The organism is Sphingomonas hankookensis (genome assembly GCF_028551275.1).
Classification (GTDB): Bacteria; Pseudomonadota; Alphaproteobacteria; order Sphingomonadales; family Sphingomonadaceae; genus Sphingomonas; species Sphingomonas hankookensis_A.
The window spans coordinates 1197668-1220569 of record NZ_CP117025.1 but is presented as its reverse complement, the minus strand read 5'-3'; the positions used below and the strand labels follow the sequence as shown (position 1 = coordinate 1220569).

At 68.2% G+C, this 22902-nt stretch carries 18 protein-coding genes; 9 read left to right on the top strand and 9 right to left on the bottom strand.

Annotated elements, in window-relative coordinates; genetic code table 11:
* Positions 1 to 142: 142 nt before the first annotated feature.
* Together PPZ50_RS05850 and PPZ50_RS05845 are read right to left on the bottom strand one after the other, a co-directional pair.
* The gene (locus tag PPZ50_RS05850) at positions 143 to 3538 is read right to left on the bottom strand and encodes an acyl-[ACP]--phospholipid O-acyltransferase (protein ID WP_232307854.1); all 3396 of its coding nucleotides are present in this window, start codon (positions 3536 to 3538) and stop codon (positions 143 to 145) included.
* 108 nt (positions 3539 to 3646) lie between these two features.
* Entirely contained in the window at positions 3647 to 5317 is a 1671-nt protein-coding gene (locus PPZ50_RS05845) for an MFS transporter (RefSeq protein ID WP_066688293.1), read from the bottom strand.
* Between the two features lie 77 nt (positions 5318 to 5394).
* On the opposite strand from PPZ50_RS05845, the gene PPZ50_RS05840 reads away from it, so the two are divergent.
* Entirely contained in the window at positions 5395 to 5706 is a 312-nt protein-coding gene (locus PPZ50_RS05840; protein ID WP_126014198.1) for a DUF167 domain-containing protein, read from the top strand.
* 313 nt (positions 5707 to 6019) lie between these two features.
* Here PPZ50_RS05840 and PPZ50_RS05835 read toward each other — a convergent pair whose 3' ends face one another.
* Genes PPZ50_RS05835 through PPZ50_RS05825 form a run of 3 tightly spaced genes read right to left on the bottom strand, consistent with a single transcriptional unit; the run spans position 6020 to position 8371 of the window.
* Positions 6020 to 7183, bottom strand: a complete 1164-nt coding sequence (locus tag PPZ50_RS05835; protein ID WP_066688290.1) for a glutathionylspermidine synthase family protein — start codon at positions 7181 to 7183, stop codon at positions 6020 to 6022.
* On the bottom strand, positions 7183 to 7926 hold the full coding sequence (locus PPZ50_RS05830) for a PspA/IM30 family protein (RefSeq protein ID WP_066688289.1): 744 nt from the start codon (positions 7924 to 7926) through the stop codon (positions 7183 to 7185). Before PPZ50_RS05830 ends, PPZ50_RS05835 begins: the two co-directional genes overlap by 1 nt.
* A 13-nt stretch (positions 7927 to 7939) precedes the next feature.
* Entirely contained in the window at positions 7940 to 8371 is a 432-nt protein-coding gene (locus tag PPZ50_RS05825) for a YjfI family protein (protein ID WP_066688287.1), read from the bottom strand.
* A gap of 95 nt (positions 8372 to 8466) precedes the next feature.
* Here PPZ50_RS05825 and PPZ50_RS05820 point away from each other — a divergent pair, with 95 nt between their 5' ends.
* The 4 genes from PPZ50_RS05820 to PPZ50_RS05805 are packed head-to-tail and all read left to right on the top strand — an operon-like array spanning position 8467 to position 11166.
* Positions 8467 to 9471, top strand: coding sequence for a potassium channel protein (locus PPZ50_RS05820; protein ID WP_066688285.1), 1005 nt, complete (start codon positions 8467 to 8469; stop codon positions 9469 to 9471).
* A complete protein-coding gene (locus PPZ50_RS05815; RefSeq protein WP_198158485.1) occupies positions 9468 to 10106 on the top strand; it encodes a DUF2491 family protein in 639 nt (212 codons plus the stop codon). The genes PPZ50_RS05820 and PPZ50_RS05815 overlap by 4 nt, the downstream gene beginning before the upstream one ends.
* 11 nt (positions 10107 to 10117) lie before the next feature.
* Positions 10118 to 10531, top strand: a complete 414-nt coding sequence (locus PPZ50_RS05810) for a DUF350 domain-containing protein (protein ID WP_066688279.1) — start codon at positions 10118 to 10120, stop codon at positions 10529 to 10531.
* Positions 10532 to 10542: 11 nt separating this feature from the next.
* Positions 10543 to 11166, top strand: coding sequence for a DUF1190 domain-containing protein (locus PPZ50_RS05805; protein WP_066688277.1), 624 nt, complete (start codon positions 10543 to 10545; stop codon positions 11164 to 11166).
* Between the two features lie 237 nt (positions 11167 to 11403).
* On the opposite strand, the gene PPZ50_RS05800 is transcribed toward PPZ50_RS05805, so the two are convergent.
* Positions 11404 to 11874, bottom strand: a complete 471-nt coding sequence (locus PPZ50_RS05800) for a low molecular weight protein-tyrosine-phosphatase (RefSeq protein WP_066688275.1) — start codon at positions 11872 to 11874, stop codon at positions 11404 to 11406.
* 211 nt (positions 11875 to 12085) lie between these two features.
* On the opposite strand from PPZ50_RS05800, the gene PPZ50_RS05795 reads away from it, so the two are divergent.
* Both PPZ50_RS05795 and PPZ50_RS05790 read left to right on the top strand, forming a co-directional pair.
* The gene (locus PPZ50_RS05795; RefSeq protein ID WP_066688271.1) at positions 12086 to 14164 is read left to right on the top strand and encodes a carbon starvation CstA family protein; all 2079 of its coding nucleotides are present in this window, start codon (positions 12086 to 12088) and stop codon (positions 14162 to 14164) included.
* Entirely contained in the window at positions 14148 to 14336 is a 189-nt protein-coding gene (locus PPZ50_RS05790) for a YbdD/YjiX family protein (RefSeq protein WP_066688269.1), read from the top strand. The genes PPZ50_RS05795 and PPZ50_RS05790 overlap by 17 nt, the downstream gene beginning before the upstream one ends.
* A gap of 260 nt (positions 14337 to 14596) precedes the next feature.
* Here PPZ50_RS05790 and PPZ50_RS05785 read toward each other — a convergent pair whose 3' ends face one another.
* Positions 14597 to 16252: an MFS transporter gene (locus PPZ50_RS05785; protein WP_066688267.1), complete on the bottom strand. Its 1656-nt coding sequence runs from the start codon at positions 16250 to 16252 to the stop codon at positions 14597 to 14599.
* A 161-nt stretch (positions 16253 to 16413) separates the two neighbouring features.
* On the opposite strand from PPZ50_RS05785, the gene acs reads away from it, so the two are divergent.
* Both acs and PPZ50_RS05775 read left to right on the top strand, forming a co-directional pair.
* Positions 16414 to 18348: an acetate--CoA ligase gene (gene acs / locus PPZ50_RS05780; RefSeq protein ID WP_066688265.1), complete on the top strand. Its 1935-nt coding sequence runs from the start codon at positions 16414 to 16416 to the stop codon at positions 18346 to 18348.
* Positions 18349 to 18456: 108 nt separating this feature from the next.
* Positions 18457 to 19074: a response regulator gene (locus PPZ50_RS05775; protein WP_066688263.1), complete on the top strand. Its 618-nt coding sequence runs from the start codon at positions 18457 to 18459 to the stop codon at positions 19072 to 19074.
* 439 nt (positions 19075 to 19513) lie between these two features.
* On the opposite strand, the gene PPZ50_RS05770 is transcribed toward PPZ50_RS05775, so the two are convergent.
* Together PPZ50_RS05770 and PPZ50_RS05765 are read right to left on the bottom strand one after the other, a co-directional pair.
* Positions 19514 to 19933, bottom strand: a complete 420-nt coding sequence (locus PPZ50_RS05770) for a response regulator (protein ID WP_272815737.1) — start codon at positions 19931 to 19933, stop codon at positions 19514 to 19516.
* The gene (locus PPZ50_RS05765) at positions 19839 to 22769 is read right to left on the bottom strand and encodes a PAS-domain containing protein (RefSeq protein ID WP_272815736.1); all 2931 of its coding nucleotides are present in this window, start codon (positions 22767 to 22769) and stop codon (positions 19839 to 19841) included. The genes PPZ50_RS05770 and PPZ50_RS05765 overlap by 95 nt, the downstream gene beginning before the upstream one ends.
* Between the last annotated feature and the right edge of the window lie 133 nt (positions 22770 to 22902).

Here is a 22902-nt window from a genome sequence, read left to right as displayed (position 1 = left end):
GCCCCCTCATCGCCACCCCATACCGGCGACAAACACACAAAGCGTCAACTTCCAGCGCAAAGGTTACACCCAACCCTTTGAAATAAAACGAAACCACCCCCGACAAAAACCGAACGCACCGCAACCTTCGCCAACTTCCGCGCTACCCGGCGGCCATCGCCCCCATCGTCACATAATCCAGCTTCCCCGTGCCCAGCACCGGCAGCGCATCCACCATCCGCACGTCGCGCGGCAGCGCCAGTTCGGACACCCCGTTCGCCCGGCCCCACGCCGACAGCTCTCCCGCCGCCGCCCCGGCCTGCGTCGTGAACAGCACCAGCTGCTCGCCCTTCCTCGCATCCGGTCGGGTCACCACCGCATGTTCCGCCCCCGGCCAGACCTTCGCCGCATAGCCCTCGACCGCCGGCAACGACACCATCTCGCCGCCGATCTTGGCGAAGCGCTTGGCCCGCCCGCGGATCGTGACGAACCCCGCCTCGTCGATCGTCACGATGTCGCCGGTATCGTGCCAGCCCTCCTCCGGCGGCTGTACCACGCCCGGCGCCTCGACCTTCAGATACCCCGCCATCACGTTCGCCCCCCGGATCGCCAGCCTTGCGCCCTCCGCGATCCCCGGCACCGGCTCCAGCCGCGCCTCGATCCCCGGCAGCAGCCGCCCGACGCTCCCCGCCTTGAAGTGCATCGGCGTGTTGACCGCGATCACCGGCGCCGCCTCGGTCGCGCCATAGCCCTCCATGATGCGCAGCCCGAACTTCTCGGCATAGACCGCCCGCGTCTCCGGCCGCACCCGCTCCGCGCCCGCAAAGATGTAGCGCAGCGCATAGAAATCATAGCCATGCGCCATCCGCGCATAGCCCGACAGGAAGGTGTCGGTCCCGAACAGGATTGTCGCATTGGCATCATAGGCCAGCGCCGGCACGATCCGGTAATGCAGCGGGCTGGGATACAGCACCGTCTTCACCCCCGACAGCACCGGCAGCAACGTACCCCCGGTCAACCCGAAGCTGTGGAATACCGGCAGCGCGTTCAGTACCACGTCCGCCCGGTTGAAATCGATCCGCGACGACAGCTGCAGACAGTTGCTCAGCAGGTTGCGATGGGTCAGCACCACCCCCTTCGGCACCCCCTCCGACCCGCTGGTGAACAGGATGACGGCGGGCGCGTCCGCTGCCACCCGCTGCCGCCGGTGCAACCGCCCCGCCATCCGCGACCGGACCAGCGCCATGATCTTCGCCCCCGCGCCGATCGTCTCCCGGATATCCTCCAGATAGCGGACCTTGATCCCCTCCCCGGCCAGCCCGGCAACGACCTCGCCCAGCTTCGCTTGGCTGACGAATGCCCGCGCGGTGATGACCGTCCGGATCTGCGCCGAGGTGCACGCCGCCCGCAAATTGGCGAGGCCGGCGGTATAGTTCAGCATCGCCGGCACCCGTCCCGTCGCCTGCAACGCGAAGAAGGTGATGACCACCCCATTGACGTTGGGCAGCAACACCCCGACCGCCTCGCCCTTGGCCGTCCCGGCGGCCAGCGGCCGTGCCAGCGCCTGTGTCCCCGTTATCAGCCGGTCATAGGTCAGCGGCACGCGCTGCACATCCTCGACCACGCCCATGTCCGCGCCATGCAGGTGCCGCGCATCGATCAGCGCGTCGTACAGCGTGCGGTCGGTATCCGACGTCGCGAAGATCATCTCGCTCATCACGTCGTACAGCCGCCGCCCGGCAATCGCCCGCCGCTCGCGCGCGCTCATCCCCTCGGGCAGCTGGAACCGGCACGGCGGCAGCACCGTCAACTCGATCTTCGGGAACCAGTGCAGCCGCGCCTTCCCCTTCAGGCGCGAGAAGCGGCTATATTGCGCCCCGTCGATCCTGACCGGCACGATCGGCGCATCGGCGCGGTCGGCGACCATGCCGGGGCCGTCGAAAATCTTCATCAACGCGCCGGTGACGGTGATCCGCCCCTCGGGGAAGATCACCAAAGTCCGCCCCTCGCGCACCGCCTTCACCATCGCCTTGGCCGACATCGGGTTGGTCGGATCGACCGGGAATGCGTCGAACAGTTTCAGCAGCGGCTGCATCCACCACGCCTGCGCGAACCGGCTGTGGATCGCGAAGGTCGGCTTGCCCGGCAGGAACGCCGCCAGCAGCAGCCCGTCGAGGAACGACACATGGTTGACCACCACCACCGCCCGCTCGCCCGGCGCCGGCATGTTCTCGACCCCCGCCACCTCCACGCGATAGGCGATGCGCAGCAGCATCCGCACGACGGACTTGAACACCGTCTCCGGCAACAGCCAGCACGAGATCAGCGCGATCGACAGCGTGGCGAACCCCAGCGCCCCGAAGATGCCCGGCACGCTGCTCCCGCCCGCCAGCATCGCCGTCACCACCGCGACCATCAGCACGGTGACGATCGCGTTGATGACATTGTTCGCCGCGATGATCTGCGAGCGCTTCTCCGGCGCACTCCACGTCTGGAGGATGGCGTAGAGCGGCACCACGAACACCCCGCCCGACAGCGCGATGCCGGCCAGATCGACCAGCAGATGCCAGCTGCCCGGCGTCGCCACGAACGCGGCGATGTCCGCCCCCGGCGTCTCCACTACGAACCGCCCGCTGGTCAGCCACAGGTCGATCAGGAACACCGACAGCCCGATCGCCGCGACCGGCACGTAGCGCGCCGACACCTCGCCCTTCAGCAACCGGTTGACCAGCAGCGACCCCGCCGCGACCGACAGGCTGAACACCGCCAGGAACAGCGTCACCACCTCCGGTGCGGCGTTCAGCGTACCCGCGACCAGCGGCGCGAACTCCGACAGCACGACCGCGCCGACCGAAAAGAACCAGCTGATCCCCAGGATCGCCAGCCACACGCCCCGCCCGCCATGCGCCGCGCGCAGGATCGCCCAGGTGCTGCGAAACGGATTGAGGTCGATCCGCATATCGGGCGCCGCCGACGGCGCGCTCGGCACCGCCAGCGCGGCGAGGAATCCCAGCACCGCGAACCCGAACGCCGCGACACCCGCTTCCCATGGCGGAACGATCCCGCCGACCAGCTGCCCCGTCAGGATCGCGACGAACGTCCCCGCCTCGACTAGCCCTGTCCCGCCCATCAGCTCATGCGCGCGCAAATGCTGTGGTAGGATCGAATATTTGACCGGTCCGAAAATCGTCGAATGCACGCCCATCAGGAACAGGCAGGTCAGCAGTACGGGCACCGATTCGATCCAGAATCCGCCCAGCGCCAGCGCCATGATGGCGATCTCCGCGCCCTTCACCGCTCGGATCAGCCACGCCTTGTTCCACGCATCCGCCATCTGCCCGGCAAGGCCGGAGAACAGGAAATAGGGCAGGATGAACAGGCCGGTCGACACCGTCGCCAGCGTCGCCGCCTTCGCCGGATCGGCGCGGTACAGCGTGAAGTTGGCGAGGAACAGCAACGCGAACTTCAACAGATTGTCGTTCATCGCCGTCAGGAACTGCACGGTAAACAACGGTGCGTAACGACGCCGGGTCAGCAGCGAGAAATCGGGTGCGGACATGCCTTTACCCCAAACGGGTTCAACCTGGGTCCGCGACGCGGACATGCACGCATAGCCGCGCCTCGAACCGTCCGCGTCAAGCTATCAAAAAAATAACAGTGTTCAATATCAGTTCGACCGGGTCGGATCGGTCAGCGGATCGGCCATCTCGCGCGGGGTGGACAGACGGCTGATCGGCAGCGATCCGGTCTGGCGCTCGATCATGCGGTGCACGCGTGGCGGACCGTCGCCCCGGTGCAGCGCCAGCAGCGCCTCGCTGTTCGCCCGGTCCGCCTCGGTCCGGCGCTGGTTGTGGCGGATATAGTCGAGCCAGGTCGACACATGATAGCGTTCGATCCACAGCTCGGGATCGTTCAGGTCGCGCAGCAACGCCCAGTGATGCGCCCCGTCGCGCCGCCGGATGCGCCGCCGTTCGTTCATCACGCTCAGGAAGGTCATCACATCCTCCTGCGCGATGCGATAGTCGATCGTGACCACCACCGGGCCGGAGCGCGCCTCCACCGGCACCTCGGTATCCGGCGTCTCCCAGCCGCGCGGGGCGAGATTGGCGGTCTCGATATCGCGCAACGGCAGCCTGAACCCGGCGACGACGCTCAGCATCTGCACCGCGGCCGCCGCCAGCAACGCCTCCTGCACGCCCGACCGTTCGGCGAGCGATCCGAACAGCCAGCTGCCGATGGTCATCCCGCCGAACGCCGACATCTGGTACAGCGCCAGTGCCCGCGCCACGACCCAGCGCGGCGCCGCCATCTGGACCGATACGTTGAAGGTGCTGAGCGCCGACACCCACCCCGCCCCGGCCAGCACCAGCGCGACCAGCGTCAGCGGCAACCACGGGCTGATCGCCACGATCGCCCCGCCGCTTGCCAGCACGGTGGCCGCGACCCGCACCAGCCGCTCCGGGCTCCAGCGCCGCCGCAACCGCACGCTGCCCAGCGCGCCCAGCACCGCACCCGCCCCGAACCCGCCGAGCAGCGCGCCATAGGTCAACGGCCCGCCGGTCACCAGATCGCGCGCGACCAGCGGCATCATCGCCGGCACCGCGCTGGCGGCGATGCCGAACAGGGCGGCGCGCATCAGCACCGTGCGCAGCGACGGCGACATGCGGACGTAGCGAACCCCCGCCGCCATCGCGAGGCCCAGCGTCTCGCGCGGCAGCAGGCGCGGCGCATAGTCCGGCTTCCACCGCGCCAGCACCGCGATCAGCCCGATATAGCTGAGCGCATTGGTCAGGAACGCCGCTGCCGCCCCCGCCGCCGCGACGATCGCCCCGCCTAACGCCGGGCCCACGCTGCGCGCGATGTTGAAGCCCATCGAATTGAGAGCGACCGCGCTGGGCAGGACGCTGCGCGGCACCATGTCGCCGACCGATGCCTGCCACGCCGGCCCGTTGATCGCCGTGCCGCACCCGATCAGAAAGGTGAACGACAGCAGCAGCCATGGGGACAGCCACCCCAGCCACGCGCAGACTGCCAGGGCGACCGACACGGTCAGCATGAAGCTCTGCGCGGCCAGCATCACGCGCCGCCGGTCGAGATTGTCGGCGACCGCCCCGGCCCAGAGCGACAGCAGCATGATCGGCAGCGTGGTCGATGCCTGGACCAGCGCGATCATCTGCGGCGACGCGGCCAGCGACGTCATCATCCACGACGCGCCGACCGACTGGATCAGCCCGCCGAAGTTCGATGCCATCGACGCGATCCAGATGGCGCGAAAGATCGGGATCGACAACGGCGAGCTATGCGTCGCGGTCGCGGTCGTTACGGGTGAGGATGCCATGACGGGTGAATGCGCCGCGCGCCGCTTTGTGCCAAGCGACTTGCATCCTCGGCCGCCGCGACGGCAAGGGTTGGGCGATGCGCGATCCCTTCACCCTCGACACCAACGGCGCCACGCTGACGATCCGCGCCACGCCGAAGGCGTCGAAGACGGCGGTCACCGGCGTCGTGGCGCTGGAAGGCGACACGACCGCGCTCGGCCTGCGGGTGGCCGCCCCGCCGGTCGACGGCGCAGCGAATGACGAGGTGGTGCGCTTCGTCGCGAAGCAGCTGCGGGTCGGGCGAGGATCGGTGACTTTGGTTGCGGGGCAACCTAGCCGGGTGAAAAGGCTGCGGATCGTGGGGAATGTGGTGGCGTTGGAGGCCGCGTTGCGGGCACTCCTGTCTTAATCGTCATTCCCGCACCCTGATCGTCATTCCCGCGAAGGCGGGAATCCATACACGCAACGCTGCGGCTCCATCATGATCGTCAGCGGCAATGGGTGCCCGCCTCCGCGGGAACGACGGAGTGGGTGACGCACCGCCGCGCCCCCATCGTCATCCCGGCGGAGGCCGGGATCCATTGTGTCGGGCGGCATCGACAAAAACGCTACGTGGCACATCCATGGATTCCGGCCTACGCCGGAATGACGGAGCGTTTGCGGAGAGCGAACCCGCGACCCACCATGCCGGAACGACGGAGCGTGTGAGAGAACCGCCCCCCTCAAACAATCGCATGCGGCACGAACCGCGCCAGATCGCGCGTGATCGGCCCGTCATCCTCGCGCACCGACAGCGCGACCGCCTCGTCGCCGACGATCCACGATCCGACCACCGCATGATTGCCATCGAACACCGGCAACCGCGCCAGCGCCTGCACGACATGCCCCTCCTCGCCATAGCCGCCATCCGGCCCGCGCGCGGTGGTGCTGCCATCGACCAGTTCGATATCCCAGCCCTCGCGCGAAAAGATCGGCTTGCGCACATAGGCATCGCCAATCTCCGCCAGCGCCGCCGCATCATCGGCAAAGGCGGCGGGCAGCAGGTTCGGGTGCCCCTTATGCCGCTGCCACAACAGCGGCAAAATCCCCTTGTTCGACAGCAACGCCTTCCACGCAGGCTCCAAGAACAGCGTCTTCGTCGCCGCCAGTTGCTTGGCGTACGGCTCGCGCAGCATATCCTCCCACGGATACAGCTTGAACAGCGCCGCGATCAGCACGTCGTCGCCATCGACGAACGCGCCGTCGCCGTCGACGCCGATCCGGTCGATCGCGACGAACGCCGGGTCCAGCCCCGCCTGCCGCGCGACATCCTCCAGATAGCGGACCGTCTGGCGATCCTCGACATGATCGTCGACCGACGCGAAATGCACCGTGCTGCCGCGCGTGAACAGCGCGCCGAAGCGCTCGACCAGCGCATCGTGCAGCCGGTTATACTGGTCGGCGCCGGCCGGCAGCGTGCCGTCGGCGATGCGATCCTCCAGCCATTGCCACTGGAACAGCGCGGTTTCGAAGATGCTGGTCGGGGTGTCGGCGTTATATTCCAGCAGCTTGGCCGGACCGGAACCGTCAAACGCGAAATCGAACCGCCCGTAGAGCGACGGCGCATGTGCCTTCCATGACGCCGCCACCACGTCGCGCATATCGTCGGGAATGGCGAGGCGGTGCATCAGCGCGTCGCTGCCGACCACCTCGTCCACCAGATCGCGGCACAGCGCATGGAGTTCGGCGCTGGGGCCTTCGATCCCCTGCTCCACCTCGTCGAGCGAGAAGGCGTACCACGCCTCCTCCTCCCAATATTTCTGCCCGTCCTGATGGTGGAAGGTGAATCCCATCCGCTCGGCGGTCGCCCGCCAGTCGGGACGGGGGGCGACCGTGCGGCGTTCCATCAATCGCGCCCGATCGTCCCGCCGTCGCGCGTGCCGTCCGACAGGCGCGGCGCGGCGTCCTTGGGCTGCGACAGGCGCGCGAGGATGTCGTCGGCGCTGCTATGGCCGGGCAGCAGCCCCGCCGCCTGCAGCTTCGCATCGAGGTCGGCGCCGGTGCGCATGTCCTCCAGCTCGGCCTGCGCCTTGAACTTCTCCTCGCGGATCGCCTGGCGTTCCTTCAACCGCGCCAGGCTGTCCGCCGCCGACCCCAGCGACGCCGTCGCCCCGCCATAACTGCTGGCGACCGAGGCCTGCGCCTTCTGCACGCTCTCGTTCGCGCGGACGACGTCGACCTCGCGGCGCAGCGCGTCGATCTTGCTGTCGCCGGTCTTGATGATGCCGCGGATCTTGTCCTCGGCCGCGCGCATGTCGGCGATCTGCGGCGTCTTGGTCGACTGTTCCTGCTCGATCGTGGCGAGACGCTGGGCGACTTCGCGCGCCAGGTCCATGTCGCCGCGCGCCATCGCCGCGCGGGCCGACGATTCATACTTGTCGCGCTGCGACGTCAGCGCCTCCAGCTCCTTTTCCATCATCCGCCGCTTGGCGGTCAGCGTCGCCAGATCGTCGCGCGCCTTCGCCTGCAGCGATCCGGCGTCGCGGATCTGCTGGTCGAGGATCGTCAGCGCCTTGGCATCGACGATCGACTGGCCGGTTTCATGCGCGGTGCCGCGGACCAGCGCGACCAGATTCTTCCACATCGACATCGACTAAACTCCGTTACGCGGCAAATTCGGTGCGCAGCTCGGACGCCGCCTCGATCGCATTCTGCGCCAGCACGCGCAGTTCGATCAGCACGGTACGCAGCGACGATTCGACCGACAGCTCACCCACCAGTTCATAATATTCGCGTCCGCCGACTTCGGCGATGGCGAAATTCGACAGCGGCACCAGCTTCTGCGTCTTTAGCAGGAACCGGTTGAACGCGTGCTGGTCCGCCTGTTCGTCGACCGGCCACAACAGCGTCGACACGATGATCTGCCCACCCGCGACCGAGGCGAAGATGGCGAGGTCACCGAAATGATGCATGGTCAGTTTGAGCACCGGTTCGGCCTGCTCGATCCGCTCGACGCTCAGTTCGTCGGCAAACTCGGCGCCGCGCAGGGCCTCGGCAAGGCCACTGGTCGTCCAGCTACGGGGTGCTTCGTCCATTCATCCCTCCGAAACGCCGGCCCGGTGTGTTGGCCGCGCTTGACACCCCAAGCATAAGGCGCGACCAAAAAGCAAGGTGCGGGGGCAGTCGAGGAATGAAGCCATTCAGTCTGGGCGCTTATCTTCGCCGGCTCTATCTCGCGGCCAGCGAACTGCATCGCGGGGTGCTGCTCGCGCTGCTGGTGCTGCACATGACGATCTCGTGGGAGTTGCTGTCCTTCGCCGGCGAAACCGACCTGCTGCGCCCTTCGGCCTATCTCTACTGGTATGCGACGACCGCCTCGACGGTCGGTTACGGCGACCTGTCGCCGAAATCGGATGCCGGGCGGGTGGTCACCGCGCTGTTCGTCATGCCCGGCGCGATCGCTTTGTTCACCGTGTCGATCGCGCGTGCCTTTGCCGGGGTGTCGGCGCGCTGGCGTCGGCGGCGTCTGGGGTTGGGGGACTATAAGGCGATGCGTGGTCATATCGTCCTCGTCGGCTACGACCCCGACCGCACGCCCCGCATGATCGCGGAGATCGTCGCCGACGGGCAGGGTCACGAACTGGTGCTGGTCGCGACGCAGGAATTGGCGGTCGACGCCGCGACCCACCGCTTCGTGCGCGTCCCCTCGCTCACCGCCCCCGCCGACCTGCGCCGCGCCGGAGTCGCTACCGCCGAGCGGGTCATCGTCTACGGCCCGTCCGACCCGGACACGCTGGCGGCGACGCTGGCGGTCACCGCGCTCAACGAAACCGGTCATGTCGTCTGCTTCCTGCGCGATGCCGACACCGCCGGGCTGCTCGCCGCGCATTGCCCGCAGGTGGAGGTCGTGCTGACCCCGACCGTCGAACTGGTCGTAAAGGCACTGAGCGACCCCGGCTCCAGCCGCCTGATCGCCCAGCTCGCCAGCCATACCGACGATGGCGGCACGCTCTATGCCACCACCGCGCGCACCGCCGGCAGCTTCGACGAAGCCGCCCGCGATCTGCGCGCAAGGGGCGGAATTTTGGTCGCCAGCTGTGGCGCAGGACAGAATTCGCCGGTATTCGACCCCGACGGTCAGGTCGCGGCCGGCGACCGGCTGTTCTACATCGCGCGCACAAGGATCGCGGCATGATTTTCGGCAGCCTGTTCGGCGGCGCTCCCAAGGACGAAACCCCCGCCGTGGCGGTGGTCCGCAACATCACCATCGGGCGGCAGGTGCGGTTGGACGTGCTGGCCTGGCGGCGGCTGACCGGTGCGGCCTTCACCCTCGAGCGCGACACGCTGGAAATCACCGCGCAGGGGCTGATCCGGCTGGATGATGGCAGCCATGTCCATCGGTTCTACACCGATGACGAACTGATGTTGCAGGCGGTCAGCCAGCGCGCCGACGGGTCGGACGCCGACGACTTCACGCTGTTCCGCCCCTGGTCGTCGACCTATCCGACCGACTGGGCCGATACCGGCGCGTTCCGGGGCCGCCTGTCGCAGCCGGTGTGGGATGAACCCGGCCTCGCCCGCTTCGACCGTTTCTGGTACCCCGACGACGACCGCGTACAGCCGCCGGTCGAACTCTGGGAAGCGGTGTATGAGGAACGCACCGCCCGCCCGGTCCGCCATATCAAGCAGACCTGCATGCTCTATGCCCGCGAGGTCCCGCCCGAAGGACAGGAACTGCTGCTCGCGCTGGCGATGCAGCCCGAGGGCGGCGACCTGACGCACGAAATCATGGTCGGGCTGCCGCTGCTGCCTGCCGAATTCAACGCCTGAAGGGGAACGGGATGTTCGATATTGCCTATTTCATGAACGGGGCGGTGCATTTCATCGTCGCCTTCGGCCTTGCCTGCCTGTTCCTGACCGTCTTCAAATGGCTGTATCAGGTCTCGACCCCCTATGACGAACGCGCGCTGATCTCCGCGAACAACGTCGCGGCGGCGGTGGCGCTGGGCGGCGCGATCATCGGCTTTGCGCTCCCCCTCGCCTCGGCGCTCAGCGTCACGATCAGCGTCGTCGAATTCACCGCCTGGGCGCTGCTGGCGGGCGTGATCCAGATCGTCGCCGCCTTCATCATCCGCCGCGTGATCGTGCGCGACATGGCGGCGCGGATCGAAGGCGGCAACGTCGCCAGCGCGATCTACAGCGCGGCGACCTCGATCGGCGTCGGGCTGCTCAACGCCGCGTCGATGACCTATTGAAGGGCCTGTCCATGACCACCCTGCCCCCCCGCCGCAAACGCTCGGTCGCTGCCGGCCTGACCGCCGTCGGCGCGGTCGCGATGCTGTCGGGCTGCGACGACAATAACGAACAGGCCCGCTTCGGCCCCCCGACCGAGGTCGCGGCGTTCCAGACGGTGCAGCAATGCGTCGACAGCGGCCAGTTCGACCGCGACACCTGCGTCGCCGCCCAGCAAAAGGCGTTCAACGAGGACGGCAAGGCCGCGCCGCGCTTCGACAGCCAGCAATTGTGCGAGGAACAGTTCGGCGCCGCCCAGTGCCAGCGCCGCAGCGAAGGCGGACAGAGCTTCTTCACGCCGCTGCTCACCGGCTTCCTGATCGGGCAGCTCCTCAACAACAATTCGTCGCGCTACACCTATGGCGGCCTCTACCGCGACCGCCGCGACCGCGACGGCGGCTGGTACACCGGCTCGGGCGCCTATCTCAGCCCGAACAACGGCTATCGCTACAATGTCGGCAGCAAGGCGATCACGACCCCGGTCACGACCCAGCGCATCCAGACGCGCAGCTCGGTCGTCTCGCGCGGCGGCTTCGGCGGCCGGGTGAGCGCGCGCTCCAGCGGCGGCTGGGGTGGGGGTCGTTCGTTCGGGGGGTAGTACGTTTTCGGGGGCTGGTCCGACCTGACCGACCTGAACTCCGCCCCCCGACCACGCACGTCACCCAGCGCAGGCTGGGGCCTCTCGCGGCTCCTGTCCCGCGCGGTTACTGAAAGACCCCAGCCTTCGCTGGGGTGACGTGTACGGCCAGGTGACAGGTGTCGCCGCGAAAGTGCGCGCGATCAGGCTGAAATGCGAAGCCTTGATCGCGCGCTCCGCAAACGTCACGCGACGGCCTTACCGCAACCCCGCCATGATCGCCTCCGCCGCCGCCGACACATCGGCCCATGTCACTTCGAACCCGGCGGCATCGCCATAATAGGGATCGGCCACCGCCTGCCCTGTCCGCCCCGGCACCGCATCCATCAGCAGGCCGATCCGCGCGGTCGCATCCCTCGGCGCGCGCCGCCGCAGCTCCGCCAGATTATCGCCGTCGAGCGCGAGGATATCGGTGAACCGCCGATAATCCGCCGCCGTCACCTGCCGCGCGCGATAGCCCGAAATATCGATGCCATGCGCCCGCGCGACCGCCTGCGACCGCGGATCGGGCGGGTTCCCGACATGCCACGCCCCGGTCCCGGCGGAATCGACGGTGATCGCCACCCCCGCCCGCGCCGCCGCATCGCGCAGCGCCGCCTCGGCAAGTGGCGAGCGGCAGATATTGCCGAGGCAGACGAGCAGGAAAGAGCGGTTGGGTGGTTTCGGCATAGTCCTCTCCATACCCGTTCGGTTCGAGCAGCTTCGAGCTTGTCGAGAAGCGTCCGTCGAGAACTCGGTCGCTTGGGGCACCCCCTTCTCGACTTCGGTTCTCGACAAGCTCGAACCTGCGCTCGAAGCAAACGGGTGAACCAAGTGTGACGAAACCCTTGGCATCCCCCGCCCCCTTCCGCCAATAGTATCCCAAACAGGGGAGACGCCGATGGCAACCGCAACCACACCGATCGCACCGACCACCGCGCGCGAACGGATCGGCTGGGCCGCCGTGGCGATCGTCGGCGCCATCGCGCTCGGCTGGATCGCGCTGATGCGCGGCGAACCGGTCAACGCGCTGTGGATCGTGGTCGCAGCACTCTGCGTCTACGCCATCGCCTATCGCTTCTACGGCCTGTTCATCGCGTCGCGCGTGCTGCGCGTCGATCCCTCCCGCCCGACCCCGGCGGTGCGCCGCGACGACGGGCTCGATTATGTCCCGACCCATAAGGGCGTGCTGTTCGGCCACCATTTCGCCGCCATCGCCGGCGCCGGCCCGCTGGTCGGCCCGGTGCTCGCCGCGCAGATGGGCTACCTCCCCGGCACGCTCTGGCTGCTCGCCGGGGTCGTGTTCGCAGGCGCCGTGCAGGATTTCCTGATCCTCTATTTCTCCACCCGCCGCGACGCGCGGTCGCTGGGCGACATGATCCGCAGCGAAATGGGGCTGATCCCCGGCACCATCGCGCTGGTCGGCGTGCTGATGATCATGATCATCCTGCTGGCGGTGCTGGCGCTGGTGGTGGTCAAGGCGCTGACCGGCAGTCCCTGGGGCACCTTCACCGTCTTCGCGACCATCCCGATCGCGGTGCTGATGGGCCTCTATGGCCGCTTCCTGCGGCCCGGCAAGATCGCCGAAATGTCGGTGATCGGCTTCGTCCTGCTGATGGCGGCGATCGTCGGCGGCGAGCCGGTGGCGCATTCGCCGGTCTTCGCGCCGATGTTCACCTATTCCGGCCCGGCGCTGGCGCTGATCCTGATGGCATACGGCTTCGTCGCCTCGGTAGCACCCGTCTGGCTGCTGCTGGCCCCGCGCGATTATCTCTCGACCTTCCTCAAGATCGGGGTGATCGCCGGCCTCGCGCTCGGCATCCTCTATGTCCGCCCCGACCTGGAGATGCCCGCTGTCACCCGCTTCATCGACGGCACCGGCCCGGCCTTTTCGGGCAAGCTGTTCCCGTTCCTGTTCATCACCATCGCCTGCGGCGCCGTCTCCGGCTTCCACGCGCTGATCGCCAGCGGCACCACGCCCAAGATGGTGGCGAGCGAGGCCGACCTGCGCTTCATCGGCTATGGCGCGATGCTGACCGAAAGCTTCGTCGCGATCATGGCGCTGATCGCCGCCTGCGTGCTCGATCCGGCCGTCTACTTCGCGATGAACGCCCCGCCCGCGCTGATCGGCACCACCGCGCAATCGGCAGCCAGCGCCATCGCCAACTGGGGCTTCGTCGTCACCCCCGACATGCTCGACCAGCTCGCCCGCGACGTCGGCGAGAGCAGCATCCTGTCGCGCGCCGGCGGTGCCCCCACTCTCGCGGTCGGCATGGCCCACATCCTGAGCCAAGTGATCGGCGGACAGGCGATGATGGCCTTCTGGTATCACTTCGCCATCCTGTTCGAGGCGCTGTTCATCCTGACCACCGTCGATGCCGGCACCCGCGTCGCCCGCTTCATGATCCAGGACCTGCTCGGCAGCTTCATTCCGGCAATGAAGGAGACGCAGAAGCTCGGCCCCAACCTGATCGGCACCGCGCTCGCCGTCGCCGCTTGGGGCTATTTCCTCTACAGCGGCGTCACTGATCCGCTGGGCGGGATCAACACGCTGTGGCCGCTGTTCGGCATCTCGAACCAGATGCTCGCCGCCATCGCGCTGATCCTGTCGACCGTCCTCCTCTTCAAGATGAAGCGCGACCGCTATGCCTGGGTGACGATGGTCCCGACCGCATGGCTGCTGATCTGCACGCTGACGGCGGGGTGGCAGAAGCTGTTCGACGCCAATCCCAAGATCGGCTTCCTCGCCCATGCCAACGTCTTTTCCGAAGCGCTGGCGCGTGGCGATATCCTCGCCCCCGCCAAATCGGCGGCGGAGATGCAGCGGATCATCCTCAACGACCGCATCGACGCCGCGCTGTGCGTGCTGTTCATCGTCGTGGTGCTGTCGATCCTCGCCTATGGCATCGGCGCGATCCGCAAGGCGAAGGCCGTCCCCACCCCCACCACGCAGGAGGTCGGCGATGCGCTTCCTGCATAAGCTGGCGGAGGGGGCGCGGCTGATGGTCGGCGTCCCCGATTACGACCGCTACGTCGCGCATCGCACGGCGCACCACCCCGGCGAACCGATCATGACGCTCAAGGAATTCCACCGCGACCGGGTGGCAAGGCGCTACGGCACCGGCCCCGGCGCCCCGCCAAGATGTTGCTGATCGCGAACCTCTACCCACCGTCACCCCGGACTTGATCCGGGGTCCCGCTTCTTCTGCGGCCGTGGTTGAGAAGCGGGACCCCGGATCAGGCCCGGGGTGACGAAGTTTGCGATGCTCGGACCCGCATCGGCACCTTGCCTAAACCCCAGACACAACCGTACCCCCGCGCAGGCGGGGGTCCAGAGCCAGGCAAACGACGATCGCGTATGCCGCCCTGGACCCCCGCCTGCGCGGGGGTACATCTTGCCAAACGGTCGTACCTAATCCCGGATATTCCGCCGAAACGTCTCTGGCAAAAACAGCACCCCCAGCACCAGCGTCACCACCGCCAGCACCACCGGATACCACAGCCCGTAATAGATATCGCCGGTCGCCGCGACCATCGCGAAGGCGGTCGTCGGCAGGAACCCGCCGAACCAGCCATTGCCGATATGATAGGGCAGCGACATCGACGTATAGCGGATGCGGCTGGGGAACAGTTCGACCAGCAGCGCCGCGATCGGGCCGTACACCATGGTCACCAGGATCACCATGAACCACAGGATCAGCACCACCAGCGGCTTGTTGATCGCCGCCGGATCGGCCTTCGCCGGATAGCCCGCTGCGCTGAGCGCCGACGCGACCTCGCCCTGATAGGCGGTGATCGCCGCCGCCCGCGCCGGTCCGCTCACCTTCGCCGGATCGGGCGCCACCAGCACGCGGTCGCCGACTGCGACGCTCGCGATCGTCCCCGCCGGTGCCTCGACATTGGTGTAGCTGATGCCGTTCTTCGCCAGATAGGATTTGGCGATGTCGCAGCTCTTCGCATCGAACTTGTTGCGCCCGATCGGATCGAACTGGACCGAACAATCCGCGTCATGCGCGGTGACGCGAACCGGCGACGCGACCTGCGCCGCCGCCAGCGCCGGATTGGCGGCATCGGTCAGCGCGCCGAACAGCGGGAAATAGGTGAGTGCCGCAATCGCACAGCCACCCATGATGATCCATTTCCGCCCGATCCTGTCCGACAACCAGCCGAAGAACACGAAGAACGGCGTCCCCAGCGCCAGCGCGATGGCCAGCAGCACGTTCACCGTCGCGCCATCGACCTTCATCATCTTTTCGAGGAAGAACAGGACGTAGAACTGGCCTGTATACCACACCACCGCCTGCCCCATCGCCGCGCCGAACAGCGCGATCAGCACGACCTTCAAATTCGGCCAGCGCAGGAACGCCTCGGTCAGCGGCGCCTTCGACGTCTTGCCCTCTTCCTTCATCTTTAGGAACACGGGGCTTTCCGACAATTGCAGCCGGATCCACATCGATACGCCCAGCAGCAGGATCGACACGAGGAACGGCAGCCGCCACCCGAACCCGCCGAACGTCTCTTCGCCCAGCGCGGTGCGGAACCCGATCACGACCAGCAGCGCCGCGAACAGCCCCATCGTCGCCGTCGTCTGGATGAAGCTGGTGTACAGCCCCCGCTTCCCATCGGGCGCATGTTCCGCGACATAGGTCGCCGCCCCGCCATATTCCCCGCCCAGCGCCAGCCCCTGCAGGATACGCAGCAATACCAGTATCACCGGTGCGGCCACCCCGATGCTGGCATAGCTCGGCAACAGGCCCACCGCGAAGGTCGACAGGCCCATGATCCCCATCGTGACGAGGAACGTGTTCTTGCGCCCGACCAGATCGCCGATCCGCCCGAACACCAGCGCCCCGAACGGCCTGACCGCAAACCCGGCGGCAAATGCGCCCAGCGCCAGGATGAACCCGGTCGTCTCGTTCACGCCCGAAAAGAACTGCTTCGAAATATACGTCGCCAGCAACCCGTACAGGTAGAAGTCGTACCATTCGAACACGGTGCCGAGCGACGACGCCGCGATCACCAGCTTCTCGTTCTGGCCCTTGTGGGGCACGGCTACAGCCTCTGCCATGGCGGCATCCTCTCGTCTTGTCCGGTGCAGTCTGTCGCCACACCTCGTGCCGCGCCAGTGTCATCTGCACGCGCCATGGCGGCCAGTACGACCTTGGTAGTAGGGGCCGACCGCTTGACGCGCGTACCCGCGACCGCACATCAGGCGCACAGGAGAGAAACATGACCCAGACGATCCACGCGGCCCCGCACGACGCCGTCGCCCAGGTGGACAAGGCCGAATATGACGCGCGCTACGCCGCATCGGTCGCGGACCCGGAATCCTATTGGCGCGAGGGCGGCCGCTGCATCGACTGGTCGCGGCCCTATACCGAGGTGAAGGACACCTCGTTCGACGAGGCCGATTTCCGCATCCGCTGGTTCGCCGATGGCCAGACCAACGTGTCGGTCAACTGCCTCGACCGCCATCTCGAGACGCGCGGTGACCAGACCGCGATCATCTGGGAAGGCGACGAACCGGGCGAGACGCGCAAGGTCACCTATCGCGAACTCCACAGCCAAGTGTGCTGCTTCGCCAACGTGCTGAAATCGAAGGGCGTGAAGAAGGGCGACCGCGTCACCCTCTATCTGCCGATGGTGCCCGAAGCCGCCGCCGCGATGCTCGCCTGCACCCGCATCGGCGCGATCCATTCGATCGTGTTCGGCGGCTTTTCGCCCGACAGCCTCGCCAACCGCCTCGTCGATTGCGACAGCCGGCTGGTCATCACCGCCGACGAAGGCTGTCGCGGCGGCAAGCGCATCCCGCTGAAAGCCAATGTCGACAAGGCGCTCGACCACGCCCCCGGCGTCGACACCGTCATCGTCATCCGCCGCAGCGGTGCCGACGTGCCGATGGTCGAGGGCCGCGATTTCTGGCTCCACGACCTCCTCGCCGACGCCTCGCCCGACTGCCCGGCCGAGCCGATGGACGCCGAGGACCCGCTGTTCATCCTCTATACCAGCGGATCGACCGGCAAGCCCAAGGGCGTTCTCCACACGACCGGCGGCTATCTGGTGTGGGCACACACCACCTTCCGCGACGTGTTCGACTATCGCGACGGCGAGGTGTTCTGGTGCACCGCCGATATCGGCTGGGTCACCGGGCATAGCTATGTCGTCTACGGCCCGCTGTCGAACGGCGCGACGACGGTCATGTTCGACGGCGTGCCCAACTATCCCGACCATGGCCGGTTCTGGGAAACGATCGACCGGCTGGGCGTCAACATCTTCTACACCGCCCCCACCGCCATCCGCGCGCTGATGCGCGAGGGCGACAGCTGGGTCACGAAATCGAGCCGGAAATCGCTGCGCATCCTCGGCTCGGTCGGCGAACCGATCAACCCGGAGGCATGGGACTGGTATCACCGCGTCGTCGGCGACCGGCGCTGCCCGATCGTCGATACCTGGTGGCAGACCGAAACCGGCGGCATCCTGATCTCGCCGCTCCCCTATGCCACCGACCTGAAGCCCGGCAGCGCGACGAAGCCGCTGCCCGGCGTGCAACCGATGATCGTCGATGCCGAGGGCAAGGAGCTGGAGGGCGCGACCGAGGGCAATCTGTGCATCACCGACAGCTGGCCCGGCCAGATGCGGACGGTGTGGGGCGACCACGACCGCTTCTTCCAGACCTATTTCACCACCTATCCCGGCAAATACTTCACCGGCGACGGCGTGCGCCGCGATGCCGATGGCTATTACTGGATCACCGGCCGCGTCGATGACGTCATCAACGTCAGCGGCCACCGCATGGGCACCGCCGAGGTCGAAAGCGCGCTCGTCGCCCACCCGAAAGTTGCCGAAGCCGCGGTCGTCGGCATGCCGCACGACATCAAGGGCCAGGGCATCTATGCCTATGTGACCCTGAACGCGGGCGACGAACCGACCGACGACCTGCGCGCCGAACTGCGGCAATGGGTCCGCAAGGAAATCGGCCCGGTCGCCACCCCGGACGCCCTCCAGTTCGCGCCCGGCCTGCCCAAGACCCGCTCGGGCAAGATCATGCGCCGCATCCTCCGCAAGATCGCCGAGAACGACACGTCCAATTTGGGCGACACTTCGACGCTCGCCGATCCGTCGGTGGTCGACACGCTGGTCGCCGAGCGTATCCGGCCGGCGTGATGCCCACTCTCGTCACCCCGGCCTTGAGCCGGGGTCCCGCTTCTTCTTCTGCCGTCGGTAAAAAGCGGTACCCCGGGTCAAGCCCGGGGTGACGCTGGAGAACGCGCGATGACCACCATCCTCGTCGCCGACGACCACCCGCTGTTCCGTCAGGCCCTGACCCTCGCCGTCCTGCAAGTCCGCCCCGACGCGCATATCGTCGAAGCCGGCTCGCTCGACCGCGCGGTCCAGGCCATTCGCGACGCCGACAAGCTCGCGCTGATCCTGCTCGACCTGAACATGCCCGGCGCGGTCGGCTATAGCGGCGTGGCCCTGCTCCATGCCGAAGCCCCCGACGTCCCCATCCTCGTCGTCTCCGGCGCCGATCGCGCCGCCGCCTTCGCCCAGGTTGCCCGGTTCGGCGCGGTCGGGTTCGTCGGCAAGGATGCGGCACTGGAATCGATCGAGGCCGCCATCGCCGCCGCGCTCGCCGGCGACCGCATGGCCCCCGACACCGCACCCGAAGACGACATGGCCGCCCGCGTCGCCGCACTCACTCCGATGCAGCTTCGCGTCCTGCTCGGCGTCCTCGCCGGCCGCCTGAACAAGCAGATCGCCCACGACCTCGGCATCGCCGAGACGACCGTGAAGGTCCACATGACCGCCGTGCTGCGCAAGCTCGACGTCGGCAACCGCACGCAAGCCGCCGTCGCCGCCCGCGCGCTCGGACTGGAAGTCACGGGCTAGGCCCTATTCCCCGTCACCCCGGGCTCGACCCGGGGTCCCGCTTCTTCTTCCCCGCCCACACAGGAAACCCTGTCCTACAAGCCACCAACCTGCCAGTATCGAACCCGCTCTTTCCCATCGTCGGCTTCGCTACCCCACCGCGCCCCATCCGGCCCCGCGACGAACACGTCACGAGTGTGAACTTAGTGACCTTTGGCGATTTTCCGCGGGTTTCGGGGACTGGTGGCAGACAACAACACGCACCTTTAAACAACTGGCGCCAGAACGAAGGCTGGGGCATCAACCGCCTCCTTCCCCGCGTTCGCAAACATGCGGTTAGTGTGAACTTAGTGAACTTTGGCTTGGTGGCACGGCCCCGACACGGGCAAAGCCCGTGCCGTCGGACGGCGCTCCCCGCGCCGCCGGCCGGCCGCGCCTCGGGTGGCTTGCAGTAGCTGCGCTACTGCTCGCCCGGCGCGGCTACCCACGCGTCGAACACCTCCCCCGCCAACGGCTTCAGCAACACCGTCACGCCCACCGCCTCAGCCGCCTCCGCCAGCGTCCGGCTCGCATCCGCCGTCACCAGCGCCGCGCGCAGCGCCGGCCTGACCGCGCGCAGCATCCCGATCAGCGCCAGCCCATCGACCTCGCCGCCCAGATCATGGTCGACGAACGCCACCTCCTCGCACACCCCGGCCAGCGCCTCCTCGACCGTCGCTGCCACCCGCACCCGGTGCCCCCGGCTGACCGCCAGCGCCGCCATCGCGCGCCGGACCCCGGCATCGTCATCGACGATCAGACACGACAGCGGCCCGACGTCGCGCACCGCCACCCGCGCCGGCACCGCCGTCGCCACGCCCTCGACCATCGGCAGCGTCACCGCAAGCGGCTCCCCGCCCGACCCGGCTGTTCAGGTCGACCTCCGCCCCCAGCAACGCCGCCGTCCGCGCGACGATGGCAAGGCCCAGCCCCAGCCCGGCATCCTCGGCCGTCGCCAGCCGCTCGAACTCGCGAAACACCCGCGCCCGGTCGGCCTCGGCAATGCCGGGTCCGCTGTCGACCACCTCGATCCGCGCCACGCCACCCCGCCGACGCACCCCGATCATCACCCCGCCCCGCGCGGTATAGCGCACGGCATTGCCCAGCAGATTCTGGACGATCGAGCGCAGCAGCACCCGGTCGGTTTCGACCACCGCATCCCCCGGCCCGATCCGCAGCACCAGCCCCTTTGCCCGCGCCTGATCGGCGAAACTGTCGACCAGCTCGACCAGCAGGCCCCGGACCCCGAAGCGCGTCGGCACCGGCACGATCCCCCCGGCATCCAGCTTCGATATGTCGAGCAGCGCCCGCAGCAACTGGTCCGCCGCCGCGATCGACTGGTCGATCCGCTCGGCCAGCGGCTTCGCCCGATCGTCCGCCCCCCGCGCCAGCGCGGCCGTGAACAGCCGTGCCGCGTGGAGTGGCTGCAACAGGTCGTGGCTGGCGGCGGCCAGGAACCGGGTCTTGTCCGCCGTCGCCCGCGCCAGCGCGGCATTGGCGTCGGACAGCGCGCGGGTCCGCTCCTCGACCCGCCGCTCCAGCTCGGCCCGCGCCGTCTCCACCGCACGCAATGCCTGCGCCTCGGCGGTGATGTCCGAAAAGCACATGACATAGCCGCCGCCCGGCATCGGCCCGCCCACGGTCTTCAGCACCCGCCCGTCGCTGCGCACCCGTTCGAAACTGTGCCGCGTCCCCCGCCGCATATGCGCCAGCCGCCGCGCGACATGGTCGTCGACCTCTCCGGGGCCGCAATCACCGCGCAGCGCATTGAACGCGATCGCATCGGCCACCGGCGCGCCGACCCGGATCATGCCGGGCGGGAACCCGAACAGGTCGAGATAGCGCTGGTTCCACGCGACCAGGTTCAGCTCCGCATCGACCACGCTGACCCCCGGATCGATATGCTCCAGTGTGGCGGCGAGTAGCCCCTTGGAAAATTGCAGGCTCTGCCCGCTCTCGTCCAGCATCCGCGCGACATCGTCCGCGCCCAGTCCCTCGCCCGACAGTGCGGACGCCACCAGCCGCCGTGCGGACGACACCCCGACCACCTGCGCCACCAGCCGTTCGGCCCGGCGCGCGGCGCGGGCATCGACATGGCTGCCCTCGCCCAGCTCCGCCCTCGCCCGCTCCTCGCCGACGAAGCGCGCGACCAGCTGGGTCAGCTCGGACAGGTCGCGCACCGGCGGCACCCGGTCGTCGCGGACGAAGGGCAGGCGCGGCGCGCGCGACAGGGCGACGGCGGCGTGGACGATCAGGTTCGCCGCCAGCGTCACCACCGCCGCCGCTGCGACCGCCCCCATCCCCGCCATCGCCGGGATCGGCAGCGGCGCTCCGCTCAGCGTCGGCACGAACAGCAGCAGCGTCCATCCGGCAAGGCCCGTCGCCAGCCCCGCCTTGGCCGCCAAGGGATCGCGCCCACCCCCGGCCACCGCCAGCAGCAGCGCGGGCGCGAACTGCGCCATCGCCGCAAAGGCGACCAGCCCGATCGTCGCCAGCCCGCGCGTCATCGGGATCAGCAGTGCGCTCATCAACGCCACGCCGATGATCCCGACGATCACGGCGCGGCGCACCCACAGCAGCGTCCGCCCGACATGCGCCGCTGCGGCCATGCGCGGGTGGCGCAGCAACAGCGGCGCGATCAGGTCGTTCGACACCATCGTCGCCAGCGCGACCGTCTCCATCACCACCATCGCCGTCGCCGCTGAAAAGCCGCCGACGAACCCCAGCAGCGCGATCGCCGGCGCTCCGGCGGCCAGCGGCATGGCGATCACCAGCAGGTCGGGCCGCGTCGCGCCGCCCTGCACCAGCGCGCCCCAAGTGATCGGCACGACCAGCAACGCGGTCAGCACCAGATAGGCGACGAACGGCCAGCGCGCCCGCGCCGGGTCGTGGCGGTCGTGCGCGGCGATCACCGTCACATGGAACTGGCGCGGCAGGCACAGCATCGCCGCCATCGCCAGCAACGTCGCAATGGCGAAGTCTCCGGCCGCCGGTGGCCGGGCAAAGCCGCTGCCCAGCCGCGCCATCCCCGCCGCCCGCTCCGCCGGTGCCGCCTCCACGACCAGCCACAACGCGAACAGCGCGACGGCGGCAAAGGCCGCGAGCTTGATGAGCGACTCCACCGCGACCGCCGCCAGCAGCCCGCCATCGGCCCGCTCCTTGGCATCGCCGCGCGTCCCGAAGCCGATGGCAAAGGCGGCCAGCACGATCGCGGTCACGATCATCGGCCGCGTCGTGTCGCCCAGGTTGGCCAGGGCGCCATAGCTGGTCGCGACCGACCGCAGCTGCAACGCGACATAGGGCACGGTCCCGGTCAGCGCGATCAGCGTCACCAAAGCCGCTACCCCTCGGCTGCGCGAAAACCGCCCGCCGATAAAGTCGGCGATCGACGTCGCCCCATCGGCCTGCACCGCCCCCACCAGCCGTACCAGCAACCGCCGTCCGAAGACGAACAGCAGGACCGGCCCCAGATAGATCGGCAGATAGGTCCACCCCTCGGCCACCGCGCTGCCGACCGCGCCATTGAACGTCCAGCTGCTGCAATAGACCGCCAGCCCCAGCGTATAGACCGCCCGCCGCCGCCCCGGCGCGATCCCCCGCCGCCGCACGACCCACGCCACCGCGAACAGCAGCGCGGCATAGCCGATCGCGACGACGAACAGCAGCAACCCGTTCATGGCCCTCCAAGGCAGCGATCGACCTTCAGCTCTTTCTCCGTCACCCCGGGCTTGACCCGGGGTCCCGCTTTCCTCGCCACCGTGGGGAAGAAGCGGGACCCCGGATCAAGTCCGGGGTGACGAAAAAGTAGGA